The organism is Collimonas sp. PA-H2, from assembly GCF_002564105.1.
In the GTDB taxonomy this organism is placed as follows: domain Bacteria; phylum Pseudomonadota; class Gammaproteobacteria; order Burkholderiales; family Burkholderiaceae_D; genus Collimonas.
Genome location: NZ_PDBX01000001.1, coordinates 3,207,837 through 3,233,233 on the forward strand (window position 1 = coordinate 3,207,837; position 25,397 = coordinate 3,233,233).

General features: G+C 58.1%; 32 protein-coding genes. 26 read left to right on the plus strand and 6 right to left on the minus strand.

Annotated features, from left to right (window positions below; all coding sequences use genetic code 11):
• Positions 1–81 precede the first annotated feature (81 nt).
• Entirely contained in the window at positions 82–2,088 is a 2,007-nt protein-coding gene (locus BCF11_RS14655; RefSeq protein WP_098495377.1) for a S9 family peptidase, read from the plus strand.
• Positions 2,089–2,383: 295 nt separating this feature from the next.
• Here the strand turns inward: BCF11_RS14655 and BCF11_RS14660 are convergent, their stop codons facing one another.
• From BCF11_RS14660 to BCF11_RS14670, 3 genes are read right to left on the minus strand one after another with little or no spacing between them, the layout of a single operon-like run.
• Positions 2,384–2,593 (minus strand): DUF2116 family Zn-ribbon domain-containing protein, encoded by a 210-nt coding sequence (locus BCF11_RS14660; RefSeq protein ID WP_098495378.1) that lies wholly within the window; start codon positions 2,591–2,593, stop codon positions 2,384–2,386.
• Positions 2,590–3,654, minus strand: coding sequence for a phage portal protein (locus tag BCF11_RS14665; RefSeq protein ID WP_098495379.1), 1,065 nt, complete (start codon positions 3,652–3,654; stop codon positions 2,590–2,592). The genes BCF11_RS14660 and BCF11_RS14665 overlap by 4 nt, the downstream gene beginning before the upstream one ends.
• On the minus strand, positions 3,651–5,384 hold the full coding sequence (locus tag BCF11_RS14670; protein ID WP_233212681.1) for a terminase ATPase subunit family protein: 1,734 nt from the start codon (positions 5,382–5,384) through the stop codon (positions 3,651–3,653). Before BCF11_RS14670 ends, BCF11_RS14665 begins: the two co-directional genes overlap by 4 nt.
• Positions 5,385–5,623: 239 nt before the next feature.
• Here BCF11_RS14670 and BCF11_RS14675 point away from each other — a divergent pair, with 239 nt between their 5' ends.
• The 12 genes from BCF11_RS14675 to BCF11_RS14725 all read left to right on the plus strand — a co-directional run bounded on the left by BCF11_RS14675 (position 5,624) and on the right by BCF11_RS14725 (position 11,595).
• Positions 5,624–6,439, plus strand: coding sequence for a GPO family capsid scaffolding protein (locus BCF11_RS14675; RefSeq protein ID WP_098495381.1), 816 nt, complete (start codon positions 5,624–5,626; stop codon positions 6,437–6,439).
• A gap of 60 nt (positions 6,440–6,499) precedes the next feature.
• A complete protein-coding gene (locus tag BCF11_RS14680) occupies positions 6,500–7,504 on the plus strand; it encodes a phage major capsid protein, P2 family (RefSeq protein ID WP_098495382.1) in 1,005 nt (334 codons plus the stop codon).
• A gap of 1 nt (position 7,505) precedes the next feature.
• Positions 7,506–8,219, plus strand: coding sequence for a phage terminase small subunit (gpM, locus tag BCF11_RS14685; protein ID WP_098495383.1), 714 nt, complete (start codon positions 7,506–7,508; stop codon positions 8,217–8,219).
• 113 nt (positions 8,220–8,332) lie between these two features.
• Positions 8,333–8,827: a head completion/stabilization protein gene (locus tag BCF11_RS14690; RefSeq protein ID WP_098495384.1), complete on the plus strand. Its 495-nt coding sequence runs from the start codon at positions 8,333–8,335 to the stop codon at positions 8,825–8,827.
• The gene (locus BCF11_RS14695) at positions 8,827–9,036 is read left to right on the plus strand and encodes a tail protein X (RefSeq protein ID WP_098495385.1); all 210 of its coding nucleotides are present in this window, start codon (positions 8,827–8,829) and stop codon (positions 9,034–9,036) included. The genes BCF11_RS14690 and BCF11_RS14695 overlap by 1 nt, the downstream gene beginning before the upstream one ends.
• 15 nt (positions 9,037–9,051) lie before the next feature.
• Positions 9,052–9,408 (plus strand): putative holin, encoded by a 357-nt coding sequence (locus BCF11_RS14700; RefSeq protein ID WP_098495386.1) that lies wholly within the window; start codon positions 9,052–9,054, stop codon positions 9,406–9,408.
• The gene (locus BCF11_RS14705) at positions 9,401–9,670 is read left to right on the plus strand and encodes a phage holin family protein (RefSeq protein ID WP_098495387.1); all 270 of its coding nucleotides are present in this window, start codon (positions 9,401–9,403) and stop codon (positions 9,668–9,670) included. Before BCF11_RS14700 ends, BCF11_RS14705 begins: the two co-directional genes overlap by 8 nt.
• The gene (locus tag BCF11_RS14710) at positions 9,667–10,131 is read left to right on the plus strand and encodes a D-Ala-D-Ala carboxypeptidase family metallohydrolase (RefSeq protein ID WP_098495388.1); all 465 of its coding nucleotides are present in this window, start codon (positions 9,667–9,669) and stop codon (positions 10,129–10,131) included. The genes BCF11_RS14705 and BCF11_RS14710 overlap by 4 nt, the downstream gene beginning before the upstream one ends.
• Positions 10,122–10,544: an Rz-like lysis system protein LysB gene (gene lysB / locus BCF11_RS14715; protein WP_098495389.1), complete on the plus strand. Its 423-nt coding sequence runs from the start codon at positions 10,122–10,124 to the stop codon at positions 10,542–10,544. Before BCF11_RS14710 ends, lysB begins: the two co-directional genes overlap by 10 nt.
• The gene (gene lysC / locus BCF11_RS28330; protein WP_233212494.1) at positions 10,438–10,665 is read left to right on the plus strand and encodes an Rz1-like lysis system protein LysC; all 228 of its coding nucleotides are present in this window, start codon (positions 10,438–10,440) and stop codon (positions 10,663–10,665) included. The genes lysB and lysC overlap by 107 nt, the downstream gene beginning before the upstream one ends.
• Entirely contained in the window at positions 10,643–11,131 is a 489-nt protein-coding gene (locus BCF11_RS14720; protein ID WP_098495390.1) for a phage tail protein, read from the plus strand. Before lysC ends, BCF11_RS14720 begins: the two co-directional genes overlap by 23 nt.
• Positions 11,128–11,595 carry a phage virion morphogenesis protein gene (locus BCF11_RS14725; protein ID WP_098495391.1) on the plus strand — a complete coding sequence of 156 codons (468 nt, stop codon included), beginning with the start codon at positions 11,128–11,130 and terminating at the stop codon, positions 11,593–11,595. Before BCF11_RS14720 ends, BCF11_RS14725 begins: the two co-directional genes overlap by 4 nt.
• A gap of 39 nt (positions 11,596–11,634) precedes the next feature.
• Here the strand turns inward: BCF11_RS14725 and BCF11_RS14730 are convergent, their stop codons facing one another.
• From BCF11_RS14730 to BCF11_RS14740, 3 genes are all read right to left on the minus strand, one after another.
• The gene (locus tag BCF11_RS14730) at positions 11,635–11,919 is read right to left on the minus strand and encodes a hypothetical protein (protein ID WP_098495392.1); all 285 of its coding nucleotides are present in this window, start codon (positions 11,917–11,919) and stop codon (positions 11,635–11,637) included.
• 168 nt (positions 11,920–12,087) lie between these two features.
• On the minus strand, positions 12,088–12,882 hold the full coding sequence (locus tag BCF11_RS14735; protein ID WP_098495393.1) for a DNA adenine methylase: 795 nt from the start codon (positions 12,880–12,882) through the stop codon (positions 12,088–12,090).
• Positions 12,827–13,039 carry a Com family DNA-binding transcriptional regulator gene (locus BCF11_RS14740; protein WP_098497515.1) on the minus strand — a complete coding sequence of 71 codons (213 nt, stop codon included), beginning with the start codon at positions 13,037–13,039 and terminating at the stop codon, positions 12,827–12,829. The genes BCF11_RS14735 and BCF11_RS14740 overlap by 56 nt, the downstream gene beginning before the upstream one ends.
• A gap of 248 nt (positions 13,040–13,287) precedes the next feature.
• Here BCF11_RS14740 and BCF11_RS14745 point away from each other — a divergent pair, with 248 nt between their 5' ends.
• Genes BCF11_RS14745 through BCF11_RS14805 form a run of 13 tightly spaced genes read left to right on the plus strand, consistent with a single transcriptional unit; the run spans position 13,288 to position 25,268 of the window.
• Positions 13,288–13,962 carry a phage baseplate assembly protein V gene (locus BCF11_RS14745; protein ID WP_098495394.1) on the plus strand — a complete coding sequence of 225 codons (675 nt, stop codon included), beginning with the start codon at positions 13,288–13,290 and terminating at the stop codon, positions 13,960–13,962.
• Entirely contained in the window at positions 13,962–14,297 is a 336-nt protein-coding gene (locus BCF11_RS14750; RefSeq protein WP_098497516.1) for a GPW/gp25 family protein, read from the plus strand. Before BCF11_RS14745 ends, BCF11_RS14750 begins: the two co-directional genes overlap by 1 nt.
• Positions 14,294–15,184, plus strand: coding sequence for a baseplate J/gp47 family protein (locus tag BCF11_RS14755; protein ID WP_098495395.1), 891 nt, complete (start codon positions 14,294–14,296; stop codon positions 15,182–15,184). The genes BCF11_RS14750 and BCF11_RS14755 overlap by 4 nt, the downstream gene beginning before the upstream one ends.
• Complete coding sequence (locus BCF11_RS14760; protein WP_098495396.1) at positions 15,181–15,738, plus strand: phage tail protein I; 558 nt, start codon at positions 15,181–15,183, stop codon at positions 15,736–15,738. Before BCF11_RS14755 ends, BCF11_RS14760 begins: the two co-directional genes overlap by 4 nt.
• A 4-nt stretch (positions 15,739–15,742) precedes the next feature.
• Positions 15,743–17,902 (plus strand): hypothetical protein, encoded by a 2,160-nt coding sequence (locus BCF11_RS14765; protein WP_098495397.1) that lies wholly within the window; start codon positions 15,743–15,745, stop codon positions 17,900–17,902.
• Complete coding sequence (locus BCF11_RS14770; RefSeq protein ID WP_158229202.1) at positions 17,902–18,492, plus strand: tail fiber assembly protein; 591 nt, start codon at positions 17,902–17,904, stop codon at positions 18,490–18,492. Before BCF11_RS14765 ends, BCF11_RS14770 begins: the two co-directional genes overlap by 1 nt.
• A 27-nt stretch (positions 18,493–18,519) precedes the next feature.
• Positions 18,520–19,692 carry a phage tail sheath protein gene (locus BCF11_RS14775; protein WP_098495398.1) on the plus strand — a complete coding sequence of 391 codons (1,173 nt, stop codon included), beginning with the start codon at positions 18,520–18,522 and terminating at the stop codon, positions 19,690–19,692.
• A gap of 27 nt (positions 19,693–19,719) precedes the next feature.
• Positions 19,720–20,229, plus strand: a complete 510-nt coding sequence (locus BCF11_RS14780; RefSeq protein WP_061943063.1) for a phage major tail tube protein — start codon at positions 19,720–19,722, stop codon at positions 20,227–20,229.
• A gap of 56 nt (positions 20,230–20,285) precedes the next feature.
• A complete protein-coding gene (locus BCF11_RS14785) occupies positions 20,286–20,609 on the plus strand; it encodes a phage tail assembly protein (protein ID WP_098495399.1) in 324 nt (107 codons plus the stop codon).
• A gap of 8 nt (positions 20,610–20,617) precedes the next feature.
• Positions 20,618–20,734, plus strand: a complete 117-nt coding sequence (locus tag BCF11_RS14790) for a GpE family phage tail protein (protein WP_098495400.1) — start codon at positions 20,618–20,620, stop codon at positions 20,732–20,734.
• Positions 20,735–20,743: 9 nt separating this feature from the next.
• Positions 20,744–23,464, plus strand: a complete 2,721-nt coding sequence (locus tag BCF11_RS14795; protein ID WP_098495401.1) for a phage tail tape measure protein — start codon at positions 20,744–20,746, stop codon at positions 23,462–23,464.
• Between the two features lie 11 nt (positions 23,465–23,475).
• Positions 23,476–24,003 carry a phage tail protein gene (locus tag BCF11_RS14800; RefSeq protein WP_098495402.1) on the plus strand — a complete coding sequence of 176 codons (528 nt, stop codon included), beginning with the start codon at positions 23,476–23,478 and terminating at the stop codon, positions 24,001–24,003.
• Positions 24,003–25,268 (plus strand): contractile injection system protein, VgrG/Pvc8 family, encoded by a 1,266-nt coding sequence (locus tag BCF11_RS14805; RefSeq protein WP_098495403.1) that lies wholly within the window; start codon positions 24,003–24,005, stop codon positions 25,266–25,268. The genes BCF11_RS14800 and BCF11_RS14805 overlap by 1 nt, the downstream gene beginning before the upstream one ends.
• Positions 25,269–25,397: the final 129 nt, after the last annotated feature.

Here is a 25,397-nt window from a genome sequence, read left to right on the forward strand (position 1 = left end):
GGTTAGTGTTTAGTTGTATACGCGAAATCGGTAGTTAAGGATTTCGGATTTTTAACTAGAAATTCATCAAAGGAATGGCGAATGTCTTTTCGTACCATGCAAAAAAGCTGGCGTTTTCCGTTAGCGATTATATTTTCCGTGTTTGTTTTTGGAACAGCTAATGTGGCTTATGCCGCCAGTCCGCCTAGTGTTCAAAGTTTCTTCGAGAATTCTGCTTTCAGCAGCGCTCAGTTGTCCCCGAACGGACGCTATGTGGCGATGCTGGTTCCAGCCAAAGGTGGTTATGTGCGTCTTGGCGTAATGGATGTTACTCAGCCTACGCCTAAAGTGCTCGCCAGTTTCGATGATGCAGATATCAGTCAATTTCATTGGGTAAATAATGACCGATTGGTATTTGAAGCAGGTGATCGCTCTGTAGGTGTTGGCGATCAGCATCAAGGTTCAGGTCTCTATGCGATCAATCGCGACGGCACAGAGTTTCGGCAGCTTGTGGAGCGCTCTTTCCAGCTATTAGCGGTACGCAGCAGCACAGTACATAGCATTTTGCCCGCCAATACATTTTTTTGCTCGTCGATTTATGATTCTGACGACATTTATGTCTGTCAATTTGATATCAACTATAGTGGGGTGAAAAACAAGAAAATTCAGGCAGCAAATTTGCTACGCCTCAATACCAAAACAGGTCACTATACGACGGTGGAGCGCCCTGGAGTGACCACAGGATGGGGCATAGATCGCAAGGGAGAAGTACGAGCGGCGACCACTATTGACGGTGATATGGAATCTGTTTTCTATCGCGGTTCAAGCCAGGAAAAATGGCGCAAACTGGCCGAATTCAATGCCTATGATGGCACAGGATTTGCGCCGTCTTTTTTGGGACCCGACGGTGCGCTATACGTTACTTCGCGCAATGGGACGGATAAAATTTCCTTGTATCGCTACGATCTGAAAAAAAACAGCATTGATCCTGAGCCTCTGGTGTCGCTCAAGGATTATGATTTTTCTGGGTCTATTGTCTCCAACGATAAGAAAATTCTAGGCGTGCGTTTTGAAACCGACGCCAATGACACCAAATGGTTCGACCCAGAAATGCAGGCGATACAAAAGGCTGTGAATGATTTGTTGCCATCGACGGTCAATCAGATCAGTGTTGCCTATCACCCTGAAACGCCTTTTGTGCTGATACAGTCATTTTCCGATGCGCAACCTGTAGTTTCCTTTTTGTATGACAGCGCATCTAAAAAATTGACGATACTGGGAAATTCGATGCCGCAGATCAAGGCGGAACAAATGTCGACCAAGGATATGGTGCGTTATAAAGCACGCGATGGCTTGGAAATTCCAGCTTATCTGACCATGCCCAAAGGAACAGAGAGGAAAAATCTGCCGATGGTGGTGCTTGTGCATGGCGGTCCTTACGTGCGCGGTGGCTCGTGGGACTGGAACCGCGAGGTGCAGTTCCTGGCATCACGTGGCTATGTCGTACTTGAACCTGAATATCGAGGCAGTACCGGCTTCGGCTGGAAACATTTCAAGGCAGGATGGAGGCAATGGGGACTTGCTATGCAAGACGACATTGCAGATGGCACCAAGTGGGCTATTGTGCAAGGAATTGCCGATCCGAAGCGCATTTGTATCGCTGGCGCCAGCTACGGCGGTTATGCCACCTTGATGGGGCTCATCAATGACCCGAGCCTATATCGCTGCGGATTCGAATGGGTTGGCGTGACCGATATCAATCTGATGTATGACGTTAACTGGAACGATACTTCGAACGAATATCTGAAATACGGCATGCCACTTCTAGTCGGTGATCAAGAAAAGGATGCGGCACAATTAAAAGCTACATCGCCACTGACAAATGCAACGCGTATAAAGCAACCTTTGCTCCTGGCCTATGGTGGTTCTGATGAACGCGTTCCTCTGGTACACGGAACAAAATTCCGTGATGCGGTCAAGGCGACAAATCCGAATGTGGAATGGGTCGAGTACCCAGAAGAAGGACATGGCTGGCGACTAGAGAAAAACAACGTCGATTTTTGGTCACGTGTCGAAAAATTTCTGGATAAAAACCTCGGCAAGCAGTGATTACGTTATAAGCGCCCAGTATTTCGGAGCAAAATGCGTCATTTTGCGTTAACCCGTTGCACCCGATTTCCCCGCGAACCCCGCACGGCTTGGAGACTTGGCGTTTTTGCGAACTGCGTTAAAACCAATGCATTTAACCTCCAGGGCAGGCGTGGGGGGACTGCGATTGAAAGGTCACGGTCGACGGTCTTTTTCATGGCAAGGCAACAATGCCAGGGCGTAAAAAAGCCGCGCAAAGCGGCCTGAGACGACGCAGGCGCTGCCGTAACAACATGGCAGCGGGGCAGGTGTGCCGTCAGCGTCCGGCGCGCCTGAGCGCCTCCTGTTCCTTCTGGTAGTCGTCCCGGCAATCCGTATTGCAGAACAGCGCCCCGTGGGCAACAGCGTCATCGCAATAGAAGCAATGCCCGTCCGCCTCCAGCTGGGGCGTCTTACGTGCGTGCGCCATGGCTGCCTTGATGTCCTGGGCGATGCGCCACTCGGCGCGGTCGGCTACGTCGCTCATGCTGTCTTCCCTTCCATGTTCCCCAATGTGTATTCTTCAAATTTCACGACCTCTTCTCCCATCCATTCGTTAAGCATTAAAAATTGCGATTGCAGCGGCACCAGCTCGTTACGGGCAAACACGCGGGCCGCTGGCTCCACGGCGCCGAAGCCGCCGGCATTGCTCGGCATGATCCCCATCAACTGCGGCGGCACGCGGTGCGCGGCTAGCAGGTCGTCCCTGGTCACGCCCTTGATATTGAAAAACTCATCCTTGGCCGCGACCTCGGACACCGGCAGGATCTGGATGCCGTCTTTCTTGCCACCTGGTGCGTACATGAAGACGTTACGAAAATTGCCCGGCCCCTTGCTGTCCTTCAAAGCATTGCGCATGTTGTCCACATCCTTGATGTTCTGGGCCGCGTCGGTCATGTAGAGGATGAAACCAGCGTGAGAGCCGTTCTTGTAATACTTGCGACGGAACAGCGTGGCCGATTCATTGAGCCAGGCCGACTGCAAGGCAGACAGGTACTGCGGCAATCCGTACACCTCCTGGTTCACATCCGGGTCCATCAGGTGGAATACGGCACCCTTGGCAAACTCATGTTCTTGCTGCCAGCCAGGCACAAAAAAATAGTTATCCAGATCCCGCCCGCGCCGCGTGTACTTCGCAAGGGAATGCTTCAGCTCCACCAGCCGCCCTGTGCGGCTGCTGCGCTTTTCTGGATAGGCATTGCCAAAGATCTGGAAATCCAGCGCAAGGCGTTTAAATGTCGCCAACGACAGATACTTGTTTGGCACAAATGTGGACGACAAGATGTTGACTTTGAAGTGAATGGCGCTGCTGTGGTGGACGCTGGCGTTAAACGACTTTGCCAGCCCTTGCCAGCTGATGGGTGGTTCGTACCACTTGCCATTGAGCCAGCACTCCAAGCTTTCCATAATGTCGGCGTGATCCAGCACCGGCGTCGGGTCGCCAAACGAAAACGCTTCGACGGATGGGGCGCCCTGTGCCGCTGGCACGGCGGCCGCCGGCGGCGCCGTCGCGTGCTGCCGTACCTGTTTAAATCGCTGTTTCTTCATGATGTAAAAATCTCCATAAATGAGGTGGTGCTTTCCGATACGCCTTCTATCGGTTCGTGATCGAGCGCGTGCATGCAAGCCCAGGCCAAGTCGGCGTGACCTGTCTCGGCGGTGCGGCCGGCGTCGAAAGTGACGTGCCGGCCGCTGGCGGTAATGGTTTTGCGGATTGCCATGAAGGCCGCCGACAGGTCGGTGGCGCCGGCGTCGAATTCGAGACGGCCCTTGCTGATGACGTCCTTGGCCTTCAGCACCATGCGGGTTTTGACTTCGGGCGAATAGTTGATCGCGGTGGCGCCAGGGAAGAACTGTTTTACGATGGGGAAAACGCCGATACCCATACCGGTGGTATCGATGCCGATATACTCGACGTTGTAGCGCAAGCTCATTTGCCGGATGGCTTCCGCCTGGGCGGCAAAGTCCATGCCGCGCCATTGGTGGCGCTCTAGTACGCGGAACTTGCCGCCGGCGACCAGCGGCGGCGCCAGCACCACGCAGCCGGCGCTGTCACCCGACAGCGAGGGGTCGTAGCCGATCCAGACCGGCCGATAGCCAAACGGCCGCTCTGCAAACTGCTTGACGTCTTCCCACACCTCCCAGGAATCGACCATGCAGGCTTCCAGCTCGGCCAGCGGAAATATCGACTTGGTGTCGTCGATAAAATTACACATCAGCAGGTTGTCGAACTGGTCGGGGCTGTATTCGTAGTCGCGCAGATGATCGAGGTCGAACAGATTGCAGCCGCCGGCCTCGGCGTCCAGGATGGTCACGATCTGGCGCCAGATCTTGTCCTCACCCGTAAAGCCGCTGGACAGCTTCAGGTGTGAGATATCGATCTTGGCCTTTTTTGCCTTCTGGAGCCGGTCGCTAAATTCCTTACCTGTCCAGAACGGGTACGCCTGGTGATTCATCGATGACGGCGTCGAAAAATAGGTTTTACGCCATTTCTTCTGAATCGCCATCCCTGACGCCACCTTGTTCAGCTCGGTAAAATTGTGGGTCCAGAAAAATTCGTCAAAATAGAAATTGCCGTGATAGCCCTGGGCGGTCCTGGCGCTGGTCCCCAGGAAATACAGGTGCGCGCCGTTCGGCAGCACAATCGGGTCGCCGGACAGCTCCACGCCAGCCGCCGACTTGGCGAACTGGACGATGTACTGCTTGAAGACGTGGGCCTGTGCCTTCGATGCTGATAGAAAAATCTGATTACGGCCGGTCGCCAGCGCGTCGGCCAGCGCCTCGCGGGCGAAATACCAGGTCGCGCCGATCTGGCGCGATTTCAGGATGATGCGCGTGCGCTCATGGCCGTTGCGATACCAGACTTTCTGATAATCGAACAGCGAATCGCGGAAAGCATCGAGTAGCTGGCTCTGCTGTTCTTCGCTGAATTCGTTGCGGGTCGGCTTCTTCTTTGGTTCAGCGTTACGCTTGTCCAGGTTCGGATTGAGATCCGCCTCGTTGCCGCCGCCGTCATAGCGACGCTTGCGCGACATTTGCACCAGGGAGCGCGTCAGTAAGTCGATTTCCTTGAAATCGCTGCCGGTCTTGACTTCCTTGCCGACCAGCTGGACCATGCGCGCTTCGATCTGCCCTTCCACGCGATCGATCGCCGTGGACAAGTGCCACTTGTCGCGCTCTTTCCAACTGGCGACGGTGCTGCGTTTGATCTTTAGATGTTTGGCAATCGAGGAGATACGCCAGCCCTGCCAGTACAGGCTGCGGGCGGCGTCGCGCATGGCGGCAGGATCGTTGGTAACGGCAGCCAGCTTTGCAAGCGTGCCTGGCGCGCGCGTGGCGCTGCGTTTGGCTGGCTTAATTTGGACAGGTTTGATTAACATGCCGCAAGCGTAGAGGGCAACGCCTGTAAAAGCCTCTGTCGGAAAGTCGGTAAGACTGTTATCAACCCGCTGCCGATTGTTTCCACGCGCAGCAACGCCGACCATGGCGGTATTCGAACTTCCCAAATACCGACACCATGGCAAAGACGACTTCCACCGCTCCAAAATCCAAATTCTTCCGCGTCGCCGTCGAAGGCGCCACCACCGACGGCCGTGTCATCGACCGCGCTTTCATTGAACAGATGGCCGCCAATTTTGACCCACAGGTGTATGGCGCCCGCATCTGGGTCGAGCACCTGCGCAGCACCTGGGCCGATGGCGCCTTTAAAGCCTATGGCGATGTAACGGCAGTCAAAGCCGAGGAAGTCGAGTTGGGCGGCGTCAAGAAGCTGGCGTTGTATGCGCAGATCTCGCCCACGCCGGAACTGGTCGCCATGAACAAGGCGCGCCAGAAAATCTACACCAGCATCGAAATCAATCCGAAATTCTCCGACACCGGCGAAGCCTACCTGGTCGGCCTGGCCGTGACCGACAGTCCCGCCAGCCTCGGCACTGAGGTTTTATCGTTCGCCACCAAGAACACCGGCAACCTGTTTTCGGCGGCGGAAGAAACAACGCTGGAATTCGAGGAAGCCCCCCAACCTGAAACCGAAGGAATCAAATTGTCCGACACCCTTAAAAATCTGTTGAGCCGCTTTACTAACAAGACCGCCGGCGACGATGCGCGCTTCACCGAGCTGAACGACACTGTCGAAACCTTGGCGACCCATGCCATATACAGCGCCGACCAGTTCACGACAGAAAAGACCCGCATCGATGTGCTGGAAGCCGCCTTGAAGAAGACGACCGAAGACTTCGCGGCATTCCGGCAGCAGGTCGAATCCACCGATGCGAATCACTCACACCGGCCTGCTGCAACTGGCGGCGACAACCTGGTGGAAACCGACTTTTAATTAGCGCCTGGCAATCCGTCCTAACACGAACACCGCCCCATACATACAGGAGTCACCCGCATGAAAAAAAATACCCGCGTTCACTTCGATAAATACACCGCCCGCCTGGCGCAGTTGAACGACACCGGCAACGTCGCCAAGACCTTTGGCGTCGCGCCCAGCGTGCAGCAAAAGCTGGAAACCAAAATCCAGGAATCCAGCGAATTTTTGAAGAGCATCAATGTCATCGGCGTATCCGAACAGGAGGGCGAAAAGATCGGCCTGGGCGTTTCCGGCCCGACAGCCAGCCGCACCAATACCGACAAGGGCGACCGCAAGACCCGCGACCTGACCGCCCTGGACGGCAAGGGCTATCGTTGCGAAAAAACGAACTTCGATACGCATGTCAAATATCAAACCTTGGACGCCTGGGCCAAGTTCCCCGATTTCCAGCAGCGCCTGGCTAACGCCATTTTGCAACGCCAGGCGCTGGACCGCATGATGATCGGCTTTCATGGTCGCACCGTTGCGGCCGATACGGATATCGACAAAAATCCGATGCTCCAGGACGTCAACAAAGGCTGGTTGCAGCATTACCGCGAACAGGCGCCGCAGCGCGTCATGCATGAAGGTAAAGAAGCCGGCAAGCTTGTCATCGGCGCCGGCGGCGACTATGCGAATCTGGACGCGGCTGTGTACGACGCGATTAATCTGCTCGATCCCTGGTATCAGAAAGATACCGGCCTGGTGGTGATCGTCAGCCGCAACCTGATGCACGACAAGTATTTCCCCCTGGTGAACACCAAGCAGGCACCGACCGAGACGCTAGCGGCCGATATCGTCATCAGCCAGAAGAGAATTGGCGGCCTGCCGGCCATCGCCGTGCCGTTCTTTCCGGACAACACGATTTTTACTACCCGCCTCGATAACCTGTCGATTTACTGGCAAGAGTCGGCGCGCCGGCGCCGGGTGGTCGAGAAGCCCGAGCGCGACCGTATCGAAAACTACGAGTCGTCTAACGACGCGTATGTGGTCGAGGATCTGGGCCTGGGCGCCGTGCTGGAAAATATCGTCCTGGTGGCCTAACGTGGACAATCTTTCTCCTGCACAGCGCCACAAGGCCCGCATCCTGGCCGAGCGCGCCGCCGCCGATGCCGCCCCTGGCGGCATGACCGGCGGCAGCGCCTACGAAATGATGCTCTACAAGTTGGCGAACGACCGCCGCAGCTTGAGCGCGATCCAGTCCATGGAACGCAAGATCGAAGTCAAAGCCACATTGCTACCCGAGTACCAGGACTGGATTGACGGCGTACTGGCAAAGGGCAACGGCGGCCAGGACGATGTTTTTACCGCGCTCCTGGTGTGGCATATCGACTGCGGCGAGTATGCGCGGGCGGTCGAGATGGCGCGCTATGCCGTCGCCCACAGGTTGACTTTGCCGGACCAGTTCAACCGCGATATTCCGACGATGTTGATGGATGAGTTTTCCGCCGCCTTCCTCAAGGGCAAGCTGGCCGGCGATCCGGTGGCCGCCGTCGAGATTCTGGCCCAGGTGCAGCAACTGACGGAACACTGCGACGCCCCGGACCAGGCACGCGCCAAGCTGCTGAAGGCCAATGCTTACGCGATTCTTGCCGTTCTTGACCGTGACGACGCCGAACTATTGAAGGCATCACAGTTGCCCTATGCCGAAGCGGCCCACGCGCTGATGGACCGGGCCGTGACCTTGTTTCCCGGCGTGGGAGTGAAACAAACGATGGATCGCTTGCGCGCCCGCATGATTAAAGCCGTCCCCGGCTAAACGAGCACCCCCTGGCGCACGGCGGCGCGGGTCGATGATCGAATCATTGCGATTTCTTTCTGACGCCCGCCCACCGCCGATTTATTGACGGATGACTTTTTACTTTTAACCCAATGAGTTTTATTGCTATCGCGTCACCTTCCGCCGGCGCCGGCACTTCCCTGCCGGAAGTGGGCAGCGTCGAAAACGACGGCTTCTATCCCGACATTGTGTTGCAGGACATGCGCAACAACATGCGCCTGGACGGCACCGTTACCAGCCCGCGACTGGTCCAGGCGATTGTGGCCGCCGTCCTGCATGTCAATGCGGAGCTGCGCGACTGGAAGCTATTACAGATTGCCGCCGGCTTCGCGGGCCTGGCCGCCGTGCCGGCGGACCGGGTCAATCGTGAAAGCGTCAACATTGCCCATTATCGGCGAGCCGTCTACTGCTGGGCCAAGGCAGATCTCACCGAGCACTACCGCGACTTTGACAGCACCGCGTCGTCCATGTCCGATAAAAAGATGATGGAAGCGCTGGATAACGCGCCAGAAGAACAGCGCCGTAATGCCCATTGGGCCATCGCGGACATCATTGGCCGGCCTCACGTTACGGTGGAACTGATCTGATGCAGGTGCGCGCCCAACAGCATGACACGCTGGACCTGCTGTGCTGGCGCCACCTGGGCGCCACCGCCAACGTGGTCGAGGCAGCGCTGGAACTCAATCCCGGCCTGGCCGACCTGGGGCCGATCCTGCCGCACGGCCTCCTAGTAACCCTGCCAGAACCTACCGCAACCCCTACTAAAACCGCCCAAGTCGTGAACCTTTGGGATTGATTGGAGCATTTACCTATGGCAGAACCCAGCACCACCACCCTGGTCGTCACCAGCGCCGCCGGCATCGGCTTGTCGACGCTGTTTCCTGGCATCGACGGTAACGCGCTGATTGGCGCTTTCGCCGGCGCCACGCTGGTGGCGATCTCCAGCAAGAACCTGCCGGTCCTGCAACGCCTGGCGTACATGGTCATTTCCCTGGCAATTGGCTACCTGGCCGCGCCGGAGGTCATCAGCAATACCCCGTTGAAGCAATCGGGCGTGGCCGCCTTCTTCGCGTCGGCGGCCGCCATTGCCCTGACGCTGCACGGTATCGACCTGATTAAAACCATTGAGCTGCCGGCCTGGCTGCGCAAAGGTGGCGGCCATGACTAAATATTTGACCTTGCTGGCTCTGCTTTCCTACGCCAGCACCTGCCTGCGGTTGCTGTGCTACCGGCGTGGCTTGGCGAACCACCGCTTGCATATTTCCCTGGTGGCCTGGTTGCTGATTGTTGCCACCGGCACCAGCGCCCTGGAGATCCTGCTGGGCCAAGGTCATCCCTCCTTCGGTCAAACCGCTATCGCTTTGACCTTATGCATCCTGGTGCATCGCGCTCAGGGCAACGTCGCTAACATTATTCGGGGATTTCAATGACAACCGCCACACCACTGACCACGCATTTCACGCTGGAAGAATTCACGCGCAGCGATAAGGCGCGCTCCCTCTCTATCGACAACACGCCGGCGCCGGCCGTCGTCGCCAACCTGCGGCGCCTGGCGAAGTTTAACGAGCTGGTGCGACTGGAGCTGGCCGGCGCGGCAATCATCATTTCCAGCGGCTACCGCTGCCAGTCGCTGAACCGGGCAGTCGGCGGCGCCGGCAACAGCGCGCACCTGGACGGCCTGGCCTGCGACTTTACGGCGCCGGCATTCGGCACGCCGATGGAGATCTGCCAGGCGCTGGAAAAATCCTATCTGCAATTCGACCAGCTGATCTATGAGCGCGTCGGCGGCGCCGTGTGGGTACACCTGGGCATTGCAGTCGAAGGCAAGACGCCACGCCGCCAGGTGCTGACGATCGACAGCCGCGGAACTCGGGTCGGCCTATGGAATTGATCGTCAAAAGCCTGATATCAGCTCTACTTGTCGGTGCGATGGGCCTGGTCATCTATGTGCAATGCAACGATCTGAAAGCGGCGAAGGAGCGGGCCGCGCGCGCCGAACAGGCCACACGTGACCGCGACGACACGCTCAAGACCCTGATGGAAGCGGCGACCAGGAACAAGAAGGCCGCCGCCAAGCTGCAAGCCGCCCGCGACAATATCGCGGCAACCCTCACCGAACGAGAAAACCTAATTGAAAGCCTTCAACATGATGATCCAACGATCCGCACTTGGGCCGATACTGCTTTGCCTGACGCTGTTGCCCGCCTGTGGGAGCATCCAGCCGTCACCGGCGCCGACGATTACCGCCAACGCCTGCCCAGCGCTCACGCGCTGCAACCTGCCGGCGGCAGCGCCCAGAACTAACGGCGCCTTGCTTCTTGCCCTGGAGCGCGCAGAGGCCGCGTGGGGCATGTGTGCGGCCAAGGTAGACGCCGCTGTTGATTGCCAGGAGGACGCCGAGCATGTACAAACCAAAAAGCCTTAGATCGCACCTGACCGCCGCCAGCGCCGAATTGCAGCAGAACCCCGATAAGCTGCTGATCTTTGCGGACGGCGGCAACGCCGTGGCGACCGGCACGGCTTCCCTGTCGTTTGAGTATCGCTATAAGCTGAACATCATCATCACCGACTACAGCGGTAGCGAAGATGCGCTCATGGTCCCGCTGTTGGCTTGGGTGCAGGTGCACCAGCGCGACCTGCTGGACAATGCCGAGCTGCGCAAGACCGGTATCGGCTTTAATGTCGATTTCAACAATTCCGAATCGATTGATCTGGAAATCACGCTGGCGCTGACCGAGCGAGTGGCCGTGAAACCAGCCGGCGCCGGCCGGCTGGAAGTATTGCACCTGGCCGAACCGCAGCCCACCCCCGCATATACCGCCGAATTCTGGCAAGCCTATGCGGGCGACGCGCTCCTGGCTGAATGGCAGACGCCAGCTAATCCCGAATGAGTGACGATCTGCACGCCCTGGAAGCCTGGGCCGGCGCACTGCTGGCCCAGCTCCAACCAGGTCAGCGCCGCATCGTCACGCGCCGCATTGCCCAGGACTTGCGCCGCAGCCAGGCGCTGCGCATCGCCAGCCAACAAGCGCCGGACGGCGCGCCCTTTGCTGCGCGCAAGCAGCGCAAGAATTTACGGGGCAAGAAAGGGAGAATCAAACGGCAGAAGGCCGCCATGTTTGAGAAGATCCGTACGCTAAAAAATCTCAAAATCGAGCAGGACGAAAACCAGCTATCGGTCGGCTTCTTTGGGCGCGTGGCGCGGATTGCCCGCGTGCACCAGGAGGGATTGACCGACAAAGTCGCAAAAAAAGGGCCGGCATATCACTATCCGGCCCGGCCTTTACTTGGCTTCAGCGCTACCGATCAAGCGTTGATCCGAGATTCATTGTTGCGCCATCTCAACGGATTTTGAGAAAGAATTGTTGCATGTAGCCAATCCGACATGGTCGTTTTAAACTTCGCTCAACCCAACAAGTGCAATCGCATAGTTAAGCGCATTCTGGTATTCATGCCGAGTCTTCCTTGCAAGATTGGCTTGATACGTTAATTCATTTTTAAGTATCCGAATATTGGTGCATGCATCATCGCCAGCTGTATTTAAAAAATATTTGCAAGCATCGTTGACGATTGCTTCAATCTCGGGCTTAACATCAACGCCAAAATCTGCTGTCATTGCCAGCAGTTGAATTTTTCTGACGTATTGCAGAACCAAGCCACAATCGACCTTAGATTGCATTGACGACTTTCAAAAAATATGTCGAAAAAATAACCACAATTCAGCTTTGACATCAGGATGACACAGGTCGATGTTCTTGAATAGTTCACAAGATTTATTAAATAGCATATAGCAATCTTTTGCGACGGCGCAATGTCGCCGCAGTATTCTGTATCGACATCAAAGCCGTTAAAAAAGTTGCGTTACGACATCGACATTCCAATTGGCAATGACCAGTTCGCGACTGGTATCAGGCTTGCCATGCGTGCTGCTAATGTTGTATTTGATATCCAGCCCCATCATCGTAAAGCCGTCAAACACCCGGCGTATATCAGGATGGTCGTTGATGCTGACCATTACCTTACCCTTACAGATCCGCATAAATTCTGCCATCTGTTCGTATTGCTCAATGCCGAAATCGACGCCATAACCTTCAGTCTGCCAATACGGCGGGTCGCAGTATTGAAATGTATGTGGCCGGTCGTAGCGCTGCATGCACTCCAACCACGGCAGGTTTTCTACGTAGGTTCCCGCCAGGCGCAAGCGGGCAGCGCGCAGATTGTCTTCGATTCTGGTCAGATCGATAGCCGGCGCGGTAGTGGCAGTACCGAAGTTCTGCCCAGAGACCTTGCCGCTGAAGGCGTGCTGCTGCAGGTAATAGAAACGGGCGGCGCGCTGAATATCGGTCAAACTCTCCAGCCGCGCATCCTGCTGCCATTTGAATAGTTGCCGGCTGGTGGTCCACCACTCGAACTGCCGCACGAATTCTTCCATATGGTGCTGCACCACCCGGTACAGGTTGACCAGCTCGCCGTTTATATCGTTGATGACTTCGGTGCGCGCCGGCACCGGCCGCAGGAAATACAGCGCGGCGCCGCCGCAGAACACCTCAACATAGCAGTCATGCGGCGGAAAGAGTGGAATGAGTTTATCGGCCAGACGGCGCTTGCCACCTATCCAAGGAATAATCGGACTTGCTTGCACGTACTGCTCCAATGTCAGATGCTCGACGGCATGCTGGTGCGGGGCGCGTGGCTCTCAGGTGGTTCAATGTGCCGCATCGCGGACACTTAATAGAGAGGGCGATGTATTCACCCTCTCCTAATTTTCGGGAACAACTACCACAACGGATTTCTTGCATTTGGGTATACCTGCGCAAATATGATAGCCTTCGGCCTACCTGTACAGGTGGCGCGGCCTTGGCCTTGCTTGCAGGATAGGCTGCTGGCACGGTGGCGCGGTCGAGTGTTATCAGCACCGACCGCGTCGCCGCGTTCTTTTTCCAGACCGGCACTTTAGTACTTCACCTCGCAACAAAACATCCCTTGGCAGTTGGTAACGCGGATATCAACCCGCTACCAGGTGCGCCGAATCCGGCAACCCGGCAACATGCAACGCATGACTGCTGACTACTCCGAACTGCTGCGTTTAATCCTGAATCTGATCCAGATCGGCACCATTGCCGAGATCGATTACGACACCCAGCGCGTGCGCGTCAAGGTCGGCAAGAACGATACCGACTGGCGCCCCTGGAGCACCAGTCGCGCAGGCGATGCACAAACCTGGTTCCCACCTTCCGTGGGTGAACAGGTCATCGTGCTATCGCCCGAGGGCGAACTCACCAAAGCCACGATCTTGCCGGCGCTCTATTCCGACAAATACACATCGCCGTCGACCGACCCAGCACACCACACAACCCGCTACAAGGATGGGACGGTCGTCCAGTACGACAGCGCCGCGCACACCTTAACGGCCACGCTATCGGACGGCACCAGCGTCACCCTGGCGCCGAGCAAAGTCACCTCCAATGCCGAAGATACGGAATGCACCGGCAACCTGCTGGTACAAAAGAATCTGGTCGTTAACCAGAATCTGACGGTCAACGGCATGACAGCCTTAAATGCGGGGATGAACGTCCAAGCCGGCAAGGAAGGTGGTCCGGCGGCGGTGATCCAGGGGATTATGCGCGCCACGGTCGACGTATTCGCCGGCGCCATCAGCCTGCTAAAACACCCGCACGGTGGCGTCAAAAAGGGCGAAGAAGAGTCAGGTGGCCCGAAATGATGAATGCCCGTACAGGCCGCACCATGACGCGGCTGGCCCACATTCGCCAATCCCTGGCCGACATTCTCACGACGCCTATCGGTTCCCGCGTTATGCGCCGCGACTATGGTTCCGAAGTACCGGAGCTGATCGACCAGCCGCTGAACGGCGCCACGGTCCTGCGCATCTATGCCGCGACCGCTTACGCTGTCCTGCGCTGGGAACGCCGCATTGCCTTGACTGGCGTGCAGTTACAACGTGGCGCTGATGGACAGGCCGCGTTGCTCCTGGACGGCGTCACCAATGAACAGAGCGTCCAACTGGATGTGCCTGTCGGCTCAGGGGCGGCATCATGAGCGCCGCTATCGATCTGTCGCAACTGCCGGCGCCGAATGTCATTGAGCCGCTGGACTATGAAACCATCCTGGCCGCACACCTGGTTGACCTGGAAGCGCAAGGCGTGGATCTGGACGAACTGACCGAATCCGATCCTGCCATTAAGGTGGTGCAACTGAGCGCCTACCGTGAGCTGAAACTGCGTCAACGCATCAACGAAGCCGCGCGCGCTTTGATGCTGGCTTACGCGATGGGGACCGACCTGGACCAGATCGGCGCCAACATGGACGTCCCGCGCTTGCAGATCTGGCCGGCAGATCCCGACAAGGGAACGGCTGCCGTCATGGAGGCGGACGAAGACTACCGCCGGCGCATCCAGCTGGCGCCGCAAGGCATGTCCGTCGCCGGCCCAGAAGGCGCTTATATTTTCCACGCCCTGAGCGCGAACGGCCGCGTGCGCAATGCGACGGCCACCAGCCCAACGCCAGGTAAGGTTATCGTCACGATTCTGTCGCATGAGGGCGACGGCACGCCGTCGCAGGAGCTGCTGGATATTGTCGCCACTCGCATGGCACAAGATGGCATTCGCCCGCTGACCGACTATGTTGAAGTCCGAGCCGCGCAAATTGTCCGCTACCAGGTGCGCGCCAAGCTGTACAGCTTCTCCGGCCCAGATCCGACCGTGGTCCTGGCCGAAGCTATCAAGCGCATGCAGAAATATGCCAAGGAAGCGCACCAGCTTGGCCGCGTACCGACCCGTTCCGGCATCGACGCCGCCATTGTCGTTCCAGGCGTTGAGCGCGCCATCCTGAGTACGCCGACCGAAGATCCAGAGATATCCAAGCTGGTGGCGCATTATTGCGAAGACATGCAAATTGAGTACGCCGGCATTTGGGGCAACGCATGAGCAAGAAATTCAAATCCTTGCTGCCGCCGAATTCCACGCCGCTGGAGCGGGCGCTGGAAGCGACCACGGCGCGAATCTCAGACGTACCGGTTCCGCTGCGCACACTGCACAACCCGGACAAGATCGATATCAATCTGTTGCCCTGGCTGGCCTGGCACTGGTCAGTCGATAGCTGGAAACCCTACTGGACGGAAGAGGTGCGGCGCGCCCGCGTGCGCAATGCCATGAAGATCCACCGTCAGAAGGGAACGGCCAAGGCGGTCAAGGATGTGGTGGCGGCCTTTGGCGGCTCCATCCTGCTGCGCGAGTGGTGGCAAAAAACGCCGATGGGCGAACCGTACACCTTCGACCTGGTCATGACGCTATCCGGCGCCGGCGGCCAGTCTGCGACGGCTGAATTTGTCGATGATGTGATTGCCGAGGTCCACCGCACGAAATCGATCCGTAGCCACTTTACGTTTACCCAGGGCATCGAGACACAAGCTGCGATTGCTGTTGTTGGCGCGGCCCGCCCTGTGATTTATGCCCGTTTGAACCTGACTGAAGCAAAGTAAAACTATGCCTGGACTCCAAATCATCATCACCAACGCAGGCCGCGCCGCCTTGGTCAATGCCGAACACAATGGTACGGCGCCGCTCAAGATTACTGAAATCGGCATTACTGCTGCAGTTTTCACCGCCGGCAAAGAAACGATCGCCTTGCCAGGTGAAATCAAGCGCATCAAAACCATTTCCGGCGAAGTCGTTTCGCCCGATACCATCCACGTCACCGTCCGCGACGACAGCAGCGATACCTACACCATACGCGGTATCGGTTACTGGTTGAGCAATGGCGTTCTCCTGGGTGTCTATAGCCAGCCGGAACCGATCTTGCAGAAATCCACGCAATCGATGATGTTGCTGGCTGCTGACGTGGTTTTTGCGGATATCAAAGCCACCTCGCTGACCTTCGGCAACGCCAATTTCACGAACCCGCCTGCCACCGTGGACCGTCAGGGCGTGACCGAACTGGCAACTGGTGATGAGACTGTCGCCGGTACGGATGGCACCCGCGCAGTGACGCCTGCCAGTTTGACGCCTGCCTTGGCGCAGACCATCGCCAAGCACCTGGCGGCAGCCGATCCGCATCAGCAATATCTGACACCGGAACGCGGCAACGCGCTGTATTTCCATAAGCTGCCGGCCTATACCAGTAGCGATACCGATTGCGACACCTTGCTGGATACCGGCGTGCGCGACGTATCGGTCGCCAATGACCGCGGCGTCATCGCCGCCACCAGGCTGCCGATGGGCGCCGATGGCTATGGCACCTTGACCACCGAGAACGGCGGCCAGTTCGTGCACCAGGTCTATACGGAGGCATCGATTAAGCACCGTACCTGGCAGCGAGCCGGCTACCTGGGCGCCGCACAGCCATTTAAAGGCAGTGACTGGAAGCTGTTGTGGGACTCCGTGACGTTTGATCCTGCGTCCAAGCAGGACACGCTGGCTTACAAACCTGCCCAGGCGGTCGGAGACCGGTTGAACAGTGTGATCGTTGCCGATGACCGTGCGACTAGCTACGCGCCAAAGGAGCGCAATCAAGGCGTCTATTTCGACTTTCGAAACAATGATGCCGGCAATCTTTCGGAGGGTGGCGCCCAGCATGGCGTGATCACGTTCCGGCAATGGGGAGCGGACGACGATTTTTCCGGCGGTCCAGCGCATCAACTGGGCTTTACTGCCAATGGCAACCTGTTTCACCGTACCGGCAAAAGCAACGCCTGGGAGAAGTATCAGCGCTTGCTCCACGCAGGTCAGAACGGCACGCTGCCAGATGGACCGATGCCGACGGCGACGGATTTGAATATGCCTCCCCTGGGCTGGTCAACGTACACGCAAGAGGCGACAGCCAATAGGCCAAGCGCCTATGGCCAGGTATTTACTTCATCGCTCACCGGAGCCGCAACGCCCTCGAATGGCAATTGGCTGATGCAACGCGCCATGACGACTGATAACCAGACGCTCACACGGGTCAATATTGGCGCCGGCGCGGATAAATGGAGTGCGTGGGTAGAGGCGTGGACCAGCCGCAATTTCGATCCTGGCAGTAAAGCCACCGGCCCGGGATTTTCTTTGCATTGGTCGGGGCAAGATGGACAGCCGACCTGGATGCTGGGCGGTAACACGCCAGGGGAGATCAATGTCTACAACCCGTCCGCTTTCAGAGTGGCGTATGCGGGCAGTGCCGGCGGCGCATCGAATGCGGAAAACATCAGTAATGGCAATAGCTATATGCGGATGAGCTGGTCCGATCCAGGTGGACAAACAACCTATGTCTGGGGCAGTGACGGCCCAACCGGCGCACGGCTTTGCGCGACCAGCAATCTCAACGTCGGCAATGCGCGGACCTGGAGCGGTTTTCCATTGCGCTTTGCCGAGAATCCGCCAGCCAATCAACCCTATTACGTGCTTGGCATAGAAGCCGGTGCCAGCGTGTTTTCTATCTACAACCGCGCTGCGATGGCCGTGTCATCTAGCGTGACGTCGGTGTATGCCCATCAGCTGACCGGCCAAGGCCTACAACATGGCGGGGTCGGCGGTTACGTTCTGATTAAAAACAAGAGCACCAGCGGCCTGCCGGGTGCATGGGAACAACGCGGCCAGGTCTACGACTATGGGTCGGGTGCGGTGGAAGGTAATGAATCAAGTGCAGTGTTATGGCAAAGGGTAGCGTAATGGTAACGAAGAAAAGAACCAGTTCGGCGGACGTAGTCGTCGATAGCATCGAAGAACAAGCGACGGCACCAGAATTCACTTTGCCGAATCTGCCACCGCCGGTCTTGATCGACTCATTGCCGGCGCCGGCCTTTGTGCCAGCCGAGGAACCGGAACCACCCCACCCGTTCGCCTTTAGCGACATCAAGGATGTGATTCGTCTGCCGATCGGTTTCCAGTGTTCCGTCAAATTTGACGCCTGGGACGATTACGCGACCTTTCTGGCTCGCGCTGACGATATCGAGGAACACGGCCGGGCGATCTATGCAGCATGCGCGTCAATGAAGGTCGCCAAAGTGCCGAATTACTTCCCGACCGATGGCGAGTTGCTGGAGGCCGTGCAAGAGCGCGCCTCTCGTGAGCTGCGCCGCGCCAATGTCGAAGTGACCAAATACCAGGACCGCGTCGACGTGGACGACGCCAGCGCCGCCGATGTGGCGCTGCTGCGTGCCTGGAAAACCTACCGGGTCGGCTTGAACCGCCTATCCGAGCAAGAAGGGTTCCCGCATTCCCTCACCTGGCCGGTCGCACCCGACACTACCACCATTTAATTATTTACCTCATTTACAGGAGAAAAAATGCCTACTGATTACCACCATGGCGTGCGCGTCATCGAAAAGAACGACGGCACCCGCCCGATCCGCACCATCAGCACCGCCGTCATCGGCCTGGTCGCCACCGCCGAGGATGCCGACCCGATTGCCTTCCCACTCGACACGCCGGTCTTGCTGACCAACGTGCCCGCCGCTATCGGCAAAGCCGGCATCAAAGGGACGTTGCGCCGCGCCCTGGACGCCATCGGCGCGCAAACCAAGCCGTTCACCGTGGTAGTGCGCGTGGCCGAGGGCAAGGACGAAGCCGAAACCACCTCTAATGTGATCGGCACCACAACCGCGGCCGGCAAGTACACCGGCATCAAGGCGCTGCTGGCAGCCCAAAGCAAACTGGGGATCAAACCGCGCATCCTGGGCGCACCAGGTCTGGACACCAAGGCCGTGACGAACGCCCTGGTCGCCGTCGCCCAGAAGCTGCGCGGCTTTGTCTATGCGTCGGCACATGGCTGCCTAACGAAAGAAGACGCCGTGCTGTATCGCAAGGACTTCGGCCAGCGCGAACTGATGCTGATCTGGCCGGATTTTGTGAGCTGGGATACCGCCACCAATGCCGACGCCAATATCTCGGCAGTGGCCTACGCCCTGGGCCTGCGCGCCAAACTGGACGAAGAGATCGGCTGGCATAAGTCCCTGTCCAATATCGTCGTCAACGGCCCGACCGGCATTTCGGCGGACGTGTTCTGGGATCTGCAAGATCCAGCCACCGATGCAGGCTTCCTGAACGCCAAGGAAGTCACCACGCTGATTAACAGCGGCGGCTTCCGCTTCTGGGGTTCGCGCACTTGCGAAACGCCGGAATTTTTCTATTTTGAGAACTACACGCGCACCGCCCAGGTGCTGGCCGACACCATTGCAGAAGCGCATATGACCTATGCCGATAAGCCATTACACCCGTCCCTGGCGAAAGACCTGGTCGAGAGCATCAACGCCAAATTCCGTGACCTGGTCAAGCGCGGCTATCTGATCGGCGGCAGCGCCTGGTGCGATGAACAGTTCAACAGCAAGGAAAATTTGAAGAACGGCCAGCTGACCATCGATTACGACTATACCCCGGTCCCACCGCTGGAAAATCTGATGTTCCAGCAACGCATCACTGACCGCTACCTGGCCGACTTCGCCGCTGCTGTTGCAGCCTAACCAATTACAGAAAGAGAGCATCACACCATGGGCATGCCTAAAAAATTGAAACTGTTTAATCTGTTCGATAGCGGAAATTCCTACTTCGGCCAGGTCACGGAAATCACCTTGCCGAAACTGTCGCGCAAGATGGAGGAATACCGCGCCGCCGGCATGACCGGCCCGGTATCGGTGGACTTCGGCAATGAGGCGATCACGCTGGAGTGGACAGCCGGTGGCATCCTGATCGATGCCTTGCTGCAGTACGGCGCCCGCAGTCACAACGCCACCCAGCTGCGCTTCTCCGGCGGCTATGAAAATGACGATGACGGCACTGTGTCAACCGTGGAAATCGTCGTCCGCGGGCGCCACAAGGAAATCGATATGGGCAGCGCCAAGTCGACAGAAGAGACGAACCAGAAATACAGCACCGCTTGCAGCTATTACAAGCTGACCATCGACAACAAACCGATCTACGAATTCGATTTCGTCAACGGCGTCGAGAAAATCGGCGGTGTGGACCGCAACGCGGATCTGCGTCGCGCTATCGGCCTGTAAGCCAGGTCAAGAACAACCCCAACCCCTTTTTATTTTTTTACTTTTAGGACCACACCATGAAAAACACATCTACCGTTTCCAAGACCGCCATCTCCAAGTCGATCACTCTGGACGAACCGATCAAGCGCGGCGACGACTTCATCAGCGAAATCACCATCCGCCGCCCGAAAGCGGGAGAGTTGCGCGGCGTGTCTCTGATGGAGCTGGGCAATCTCAGCGTGGCCGCCTTGCAGACCGTCTTGCCGCGTATCACACAACCGACCCTGACCGCGCACGAAGTCGCCGGCATGGACCCGGCGGACTTGACCGAGATCGGCGCGGAGGTTGCCATTTTTTTGGTGAAGAAAGCCGATCGGCTGGCGGCCTTCCGGACCGAGTAGAAGATCCGATGGCGGATATTGCGGTGGTGTTTCACTGGCCGCCGCAGGCCATGGATGAGCTGGAAGTATCGGACTTGATGGCCTGGCGCGAACGCGCCAGGGTGCGCAGCGGCGCTGAAGAATAGGAAACTAGGATGAGTGAGAAGCAATTGCGGCTACAGGTGGTCTTCGCGGCGCTGGACAAGCTGACCGGTCCCCTAAAAAAAATCACCGGCGAGTCGTCCGCCCTGGGCAAAGCCATCAAGGCCAATAACGACAGGCTGAAGGAACTGAACGCCCAGCAAAAAGATGTTGGGCGCTTCCGCGAACTGAACGCCGGCTTGCAGGCCAGCTCCGGCAAGCTGCGCGAGACACAACAGCAGATTGCCGCCCTGGCGCAGAGGATGCGTCAAACGGAGGAACCCACGCGCGCCATGACCCGCGAATGGAACGCCGCCGTCAAATCCGCCAGCGCCTTGAAACAGGCCGGCCAGCGGCAAGGCGAACAAATGCAGATCCTACGCACCCGCTTGTCCGGCGCCGGCATCGATACGCGCCAGCTCGGCACGGCACAGACCTGGCTGAAAAACAGCATCGCCTTTACCAATGCCGAATTAACAGCACAACAGAAGAAGCTGGCCGCAGTCGGCGCGCAACAGCAAAAAATTGCTGGCGCCCGCCAGCACGCCGACAAGCTGCGTACCACCGCCGGCAATGTCGCTGCTGCCGGCATCGGTGCGACTGTCACCGGCGCCGCCGTGGGCGCGCCCTTGGTCACTGGCTTGAAAGAGGCGAAGCACTACCAGACTGAGAAGGGCCGCATTACTGCCCTGGGCCTGGGACCGAAGGTCAGCGCCGACGCCGAGAGCTACGCCCGCAGCATGCAGACCTACGGCACCAGCCATGCCGAAAACCTGGAGCTAGTGCGCGACAGCATGTCCGTGTTTGGCGATCTGCCGCACGCGCAGATGGTCGCGCCCATGCTGGCGAAGATGAAATTTGCAAATAAAGCGTTTTATGGCGAGGAAGCCGGCGGCGAGAACGAACGCAAGTTCATGGACATGCTCAAGGTCATCGAGGTGCGCGGCGGCACGGCCAGCTCGGAGAAATTCCACGAACAGGCCAACATGGTGCAGAAAGTCATTTCCGCCACGGGCGGCCGGGTCGGTCCTACCGAGTGGCTGAACCTCATCAAGACCGGCGGCATCGCTGCCAAGGGCATGGACGAAAAGTCGTTTTACTACGAGCTGGAGCCGCTGGTGCAGGAGCTGGGCGGCTTTGGCGTCGGTAACGGCCTGATGTCTAGCTATAACAATCTGTACCAGGGACGCACCAGCAAGCGGGCCGCAATCAATCTGGACAAGCTGGGCCTGATTGGCGATCACACCAAGGTCGTGCCGGACAAGGTCGGCCAGACCGCCCAGCTGAACCCCGGCGCGCTGCTGGGCTCGGACCTGTTCAAGAAAAGCCAATTCGAGTGGATGGAAAAGGTCTTGTTGCCACAGTTGGCAAAAAACGGCATTACCGGCAAAGACAAGATCCTCGATACCATCGGCAGCCTGTTTACCAATCGTAAGGCCGGCGACCTGATGGCGAACATGTACCTGCAGCGCGCCCAGATCCACAAGAATCGGAATTTAAACGAAGGCGCCTACGATGTGGACCAGCTGGAACCGCTGGCCCGCGAACAGGCCGCCGGCAAGGAAATGGACGCGCATGCCAAGCTGGCCGACCTGCAATTGACCATGGGCGAAAAAATCCTGCCGCTGTATTCCAGCGCCATCGAGACCGTAACGAAAGCCCTGGAAAGCCTGAACGGCTTCATGGAGCGCAACCCGGCCACGGCCAAAGCGATGATTGTCGGTTTCGGCATACTCGCCGCCATCCTGGTGGTGCTGGGGCCGTTGATGCTGAGCCTGGCCGCCTTGATCGGTCCCTATGCCATGTTGCATGTGCTGTTCGCCAAGATGGGCGTCTCCGGCGGCGTACTCACGCCGATCTTACGCGGCATTAGCGGCGGCTTGATGACGGTCGGCAAAACCGTCTTGTGGCTAGGTCGCGCCTTGCTGACGAACCCGATTGTGTTGCTGATTACCCTCATTGCGGTATTGGCCTACCTCATCTATAAAAATTGGGAACCCCTGAAGGCTTTCTTTAGCGATCTGTGGGATGGCATCACCGAGCGGTTTAATCGTGTATGGGAAACCATCAAGACCTTTGCCGGCGGCCTGTGGGCGGATGTGAAAACGGCATTCGACGGCGGAATCGGCGGCGTCAGCGAGTTAATCATGAACTGGTCGCCGCTGGGACTGTTCTATAAGGCATTTGCCGGAGTCATGAGCTGGTTCGGTGTGGAGCTGCCGGGGACATTTACCGAGTTCGGCGCCAACATCATTCAGGGTCTGGTCAATGGGATTTCGTCCGGCTTCGGTTTCTTGAAGGAGAAGATCAAGCAGCTGGCGGGGATGGTCGGCATGACCTTTGCGAAGGAGCAAGAGATCCACAGCCCTAGCCGAGTCTTTAGCCGATTCGGTGGCTTCATCACTGAGGGGCTAGCGCTGGGTATTGAGAACGGACAGGATGCGCCGATCAACCAGGTCAGCGGTCTTGCCAAGCGGCTGACCCAGCTCGGCGCCGGCATCGCCATCGGTGCGACGGCCATGCCGGCGCTGTCCTTCGATACGCGCCCACCCATTGCGCCGCGTACCGCTGGCGCCGACGTCGTGGTCCAGGGCGACACGATCCAGATCATCGTTCAAACACAGCCTGGCATGGATGACCAGGCCATTGCCCGCGCCGTCATGCTGGCGATGGAACAGCGTGACCGGGAAAAATCAGCTCGGCTTCGCTCCAGCCTGTCCGACAATCACTACTAAGGATTTTTATCATGATGATGGCCCTGGGCATGTTTGTCTTTAGCCTGCCGACCCTGGCTTACCAGGAGCTGCAGCGCAAAACCGATTGGAAGCACCCGAGTACGTCGCGAGTCGGCGCCCGTAACGCCCGCCAGTACACCGGCAAAGGCGACGACACGATCACGCTGTCCGGCTGGATCGCGCCGGAGCTGACCGGCAGCGGGTATTCGCTGGATGCCTTGCGCCTGATGGCCGATACCGGTAAATCGTGGATTCTGATTGCGGGAACCGGGCGCATCCTGGGGTCCTACGTCATCACCGGCATGACCGAGGGCCGCACGGTGCTGGGACAGGACGGCGACGCCGGCAAGATCGAATTCTCCATCACGCTGGAGCGTACCGACGAATCGGTACTTGGCTTGCTGAACACTCTGGGCGACCTGGGCAGCATCAAGAACATGCTCAGTCTGGAGGGCATCAGCAACAGCGCTAGCAACGCGATCAATACCGGCGTATCGACGTTTAATAATGTCGCCAACAGTGTGCGGAGCCTGTTCTGATGAACTACCCGATCCCTGCTTTCAAAATCACGCTGGACGGCCAGGACATTACGGGGAAATTCGCGCCACGCCTGGTCAGTCTCGACCTGACCGAGTGCCGTAGCGACAGCGCCGACGAACTGAGCATTACCCTGTCCGATACGGATGGCCAGCTCGCGATACCAAGCAAGGGCGCCAGGATCAACGTCCAGATCGGCTGGCAGGAAACCGGCTTGGTCGACAAGGGCGTATTTACCGTTGATGAAATCGAGCACAGCGGCGCGCCGGATGTGCTGACCTTGCGGGCCAGGACGGCCAGCCTGATCGATACTTTCCGCCAGCCCGTCGAGCGCAGTTTCCACGACACGACCCTGGGCGCGGTGATTGAGGTGATCGCGTTTCAGCAGGAGCTGAAAGCCGGAATTGCCGAGGCGCTACGGAGCGTAAAGATTGCGCACTTGGACCAGACCCGCGAGAGCGACGCGGCATTCCTGCGCCGGCTTGGGAAGAAATACGATGCTGCCGCGACCGTGAAAAACGACACGCTACTGTTCATGCCGGCGGGCCGTAGCAAGACGGCGTCGGGCCGCGATCTGCCGCTGATCCGCATCACGCGCAACCTGGGCGACAGGCATCGCTACCACAGCGCCGAGCGCGATAGCTACAGCGGCGTGCGCGTGTTCTGGCATGATGACCGGCACGGCCTGCGCCGCAGCGTCGTAGCCGGCACGCCAGGCAACAGCAAGCGGCTGCGCACGACCTATGCCAATGAGGCCGACGCCCGCGCCGCTGCCGTCGCCGAGTGGCAGCGCATCCAGCGCGGCGCCGCAACCTTGGAATTATCACTGGCAATTGGCGACCCGGCGCTGATGCCGCAATCGCCTGTGGAAGTCGTCGGATTCAAAACCGATATCGATAATCAGGACTGGCTGACGGCCAAGGTCCGGCACAGCATCAGCGACGCCGGCTTTACCAGCGTCATCGAACTGGAGACACGCACCGAGGAAGCTGAAGTCGAGCGCGAGGATGAGGTCGACCGAGATCCCGGCATTACCGGCGTGTACGCCAAATGGCGCAACGTCGCCACGAAGAAGACCGGCCAGGAATTCGCACCCTCGACCGGCAAGGGCAAGCATACGGCGCCGGCCGCCGGCGCGACAGCCAGCACAAAGACATTGCAGCATGTCTACGCCAACAAGCAGACCGCCGCACGCGCCGCAAAACTCGAATGGGGAAAGATTCGGGAGCGGCGCGAGATCATCAAAGAAAACAGCGAAGGTCAGTAGTGTCGCTGCTGCTAGGTCAGCAAGAAACAAGGGGAATAGCTTGCAGTATCTCGAAGTCATCTAAAAACACTACCGCATATTTATACAAGTAAGCAATCGGCTGTGCGCTCAGCAAAACTTGCGTGGGTA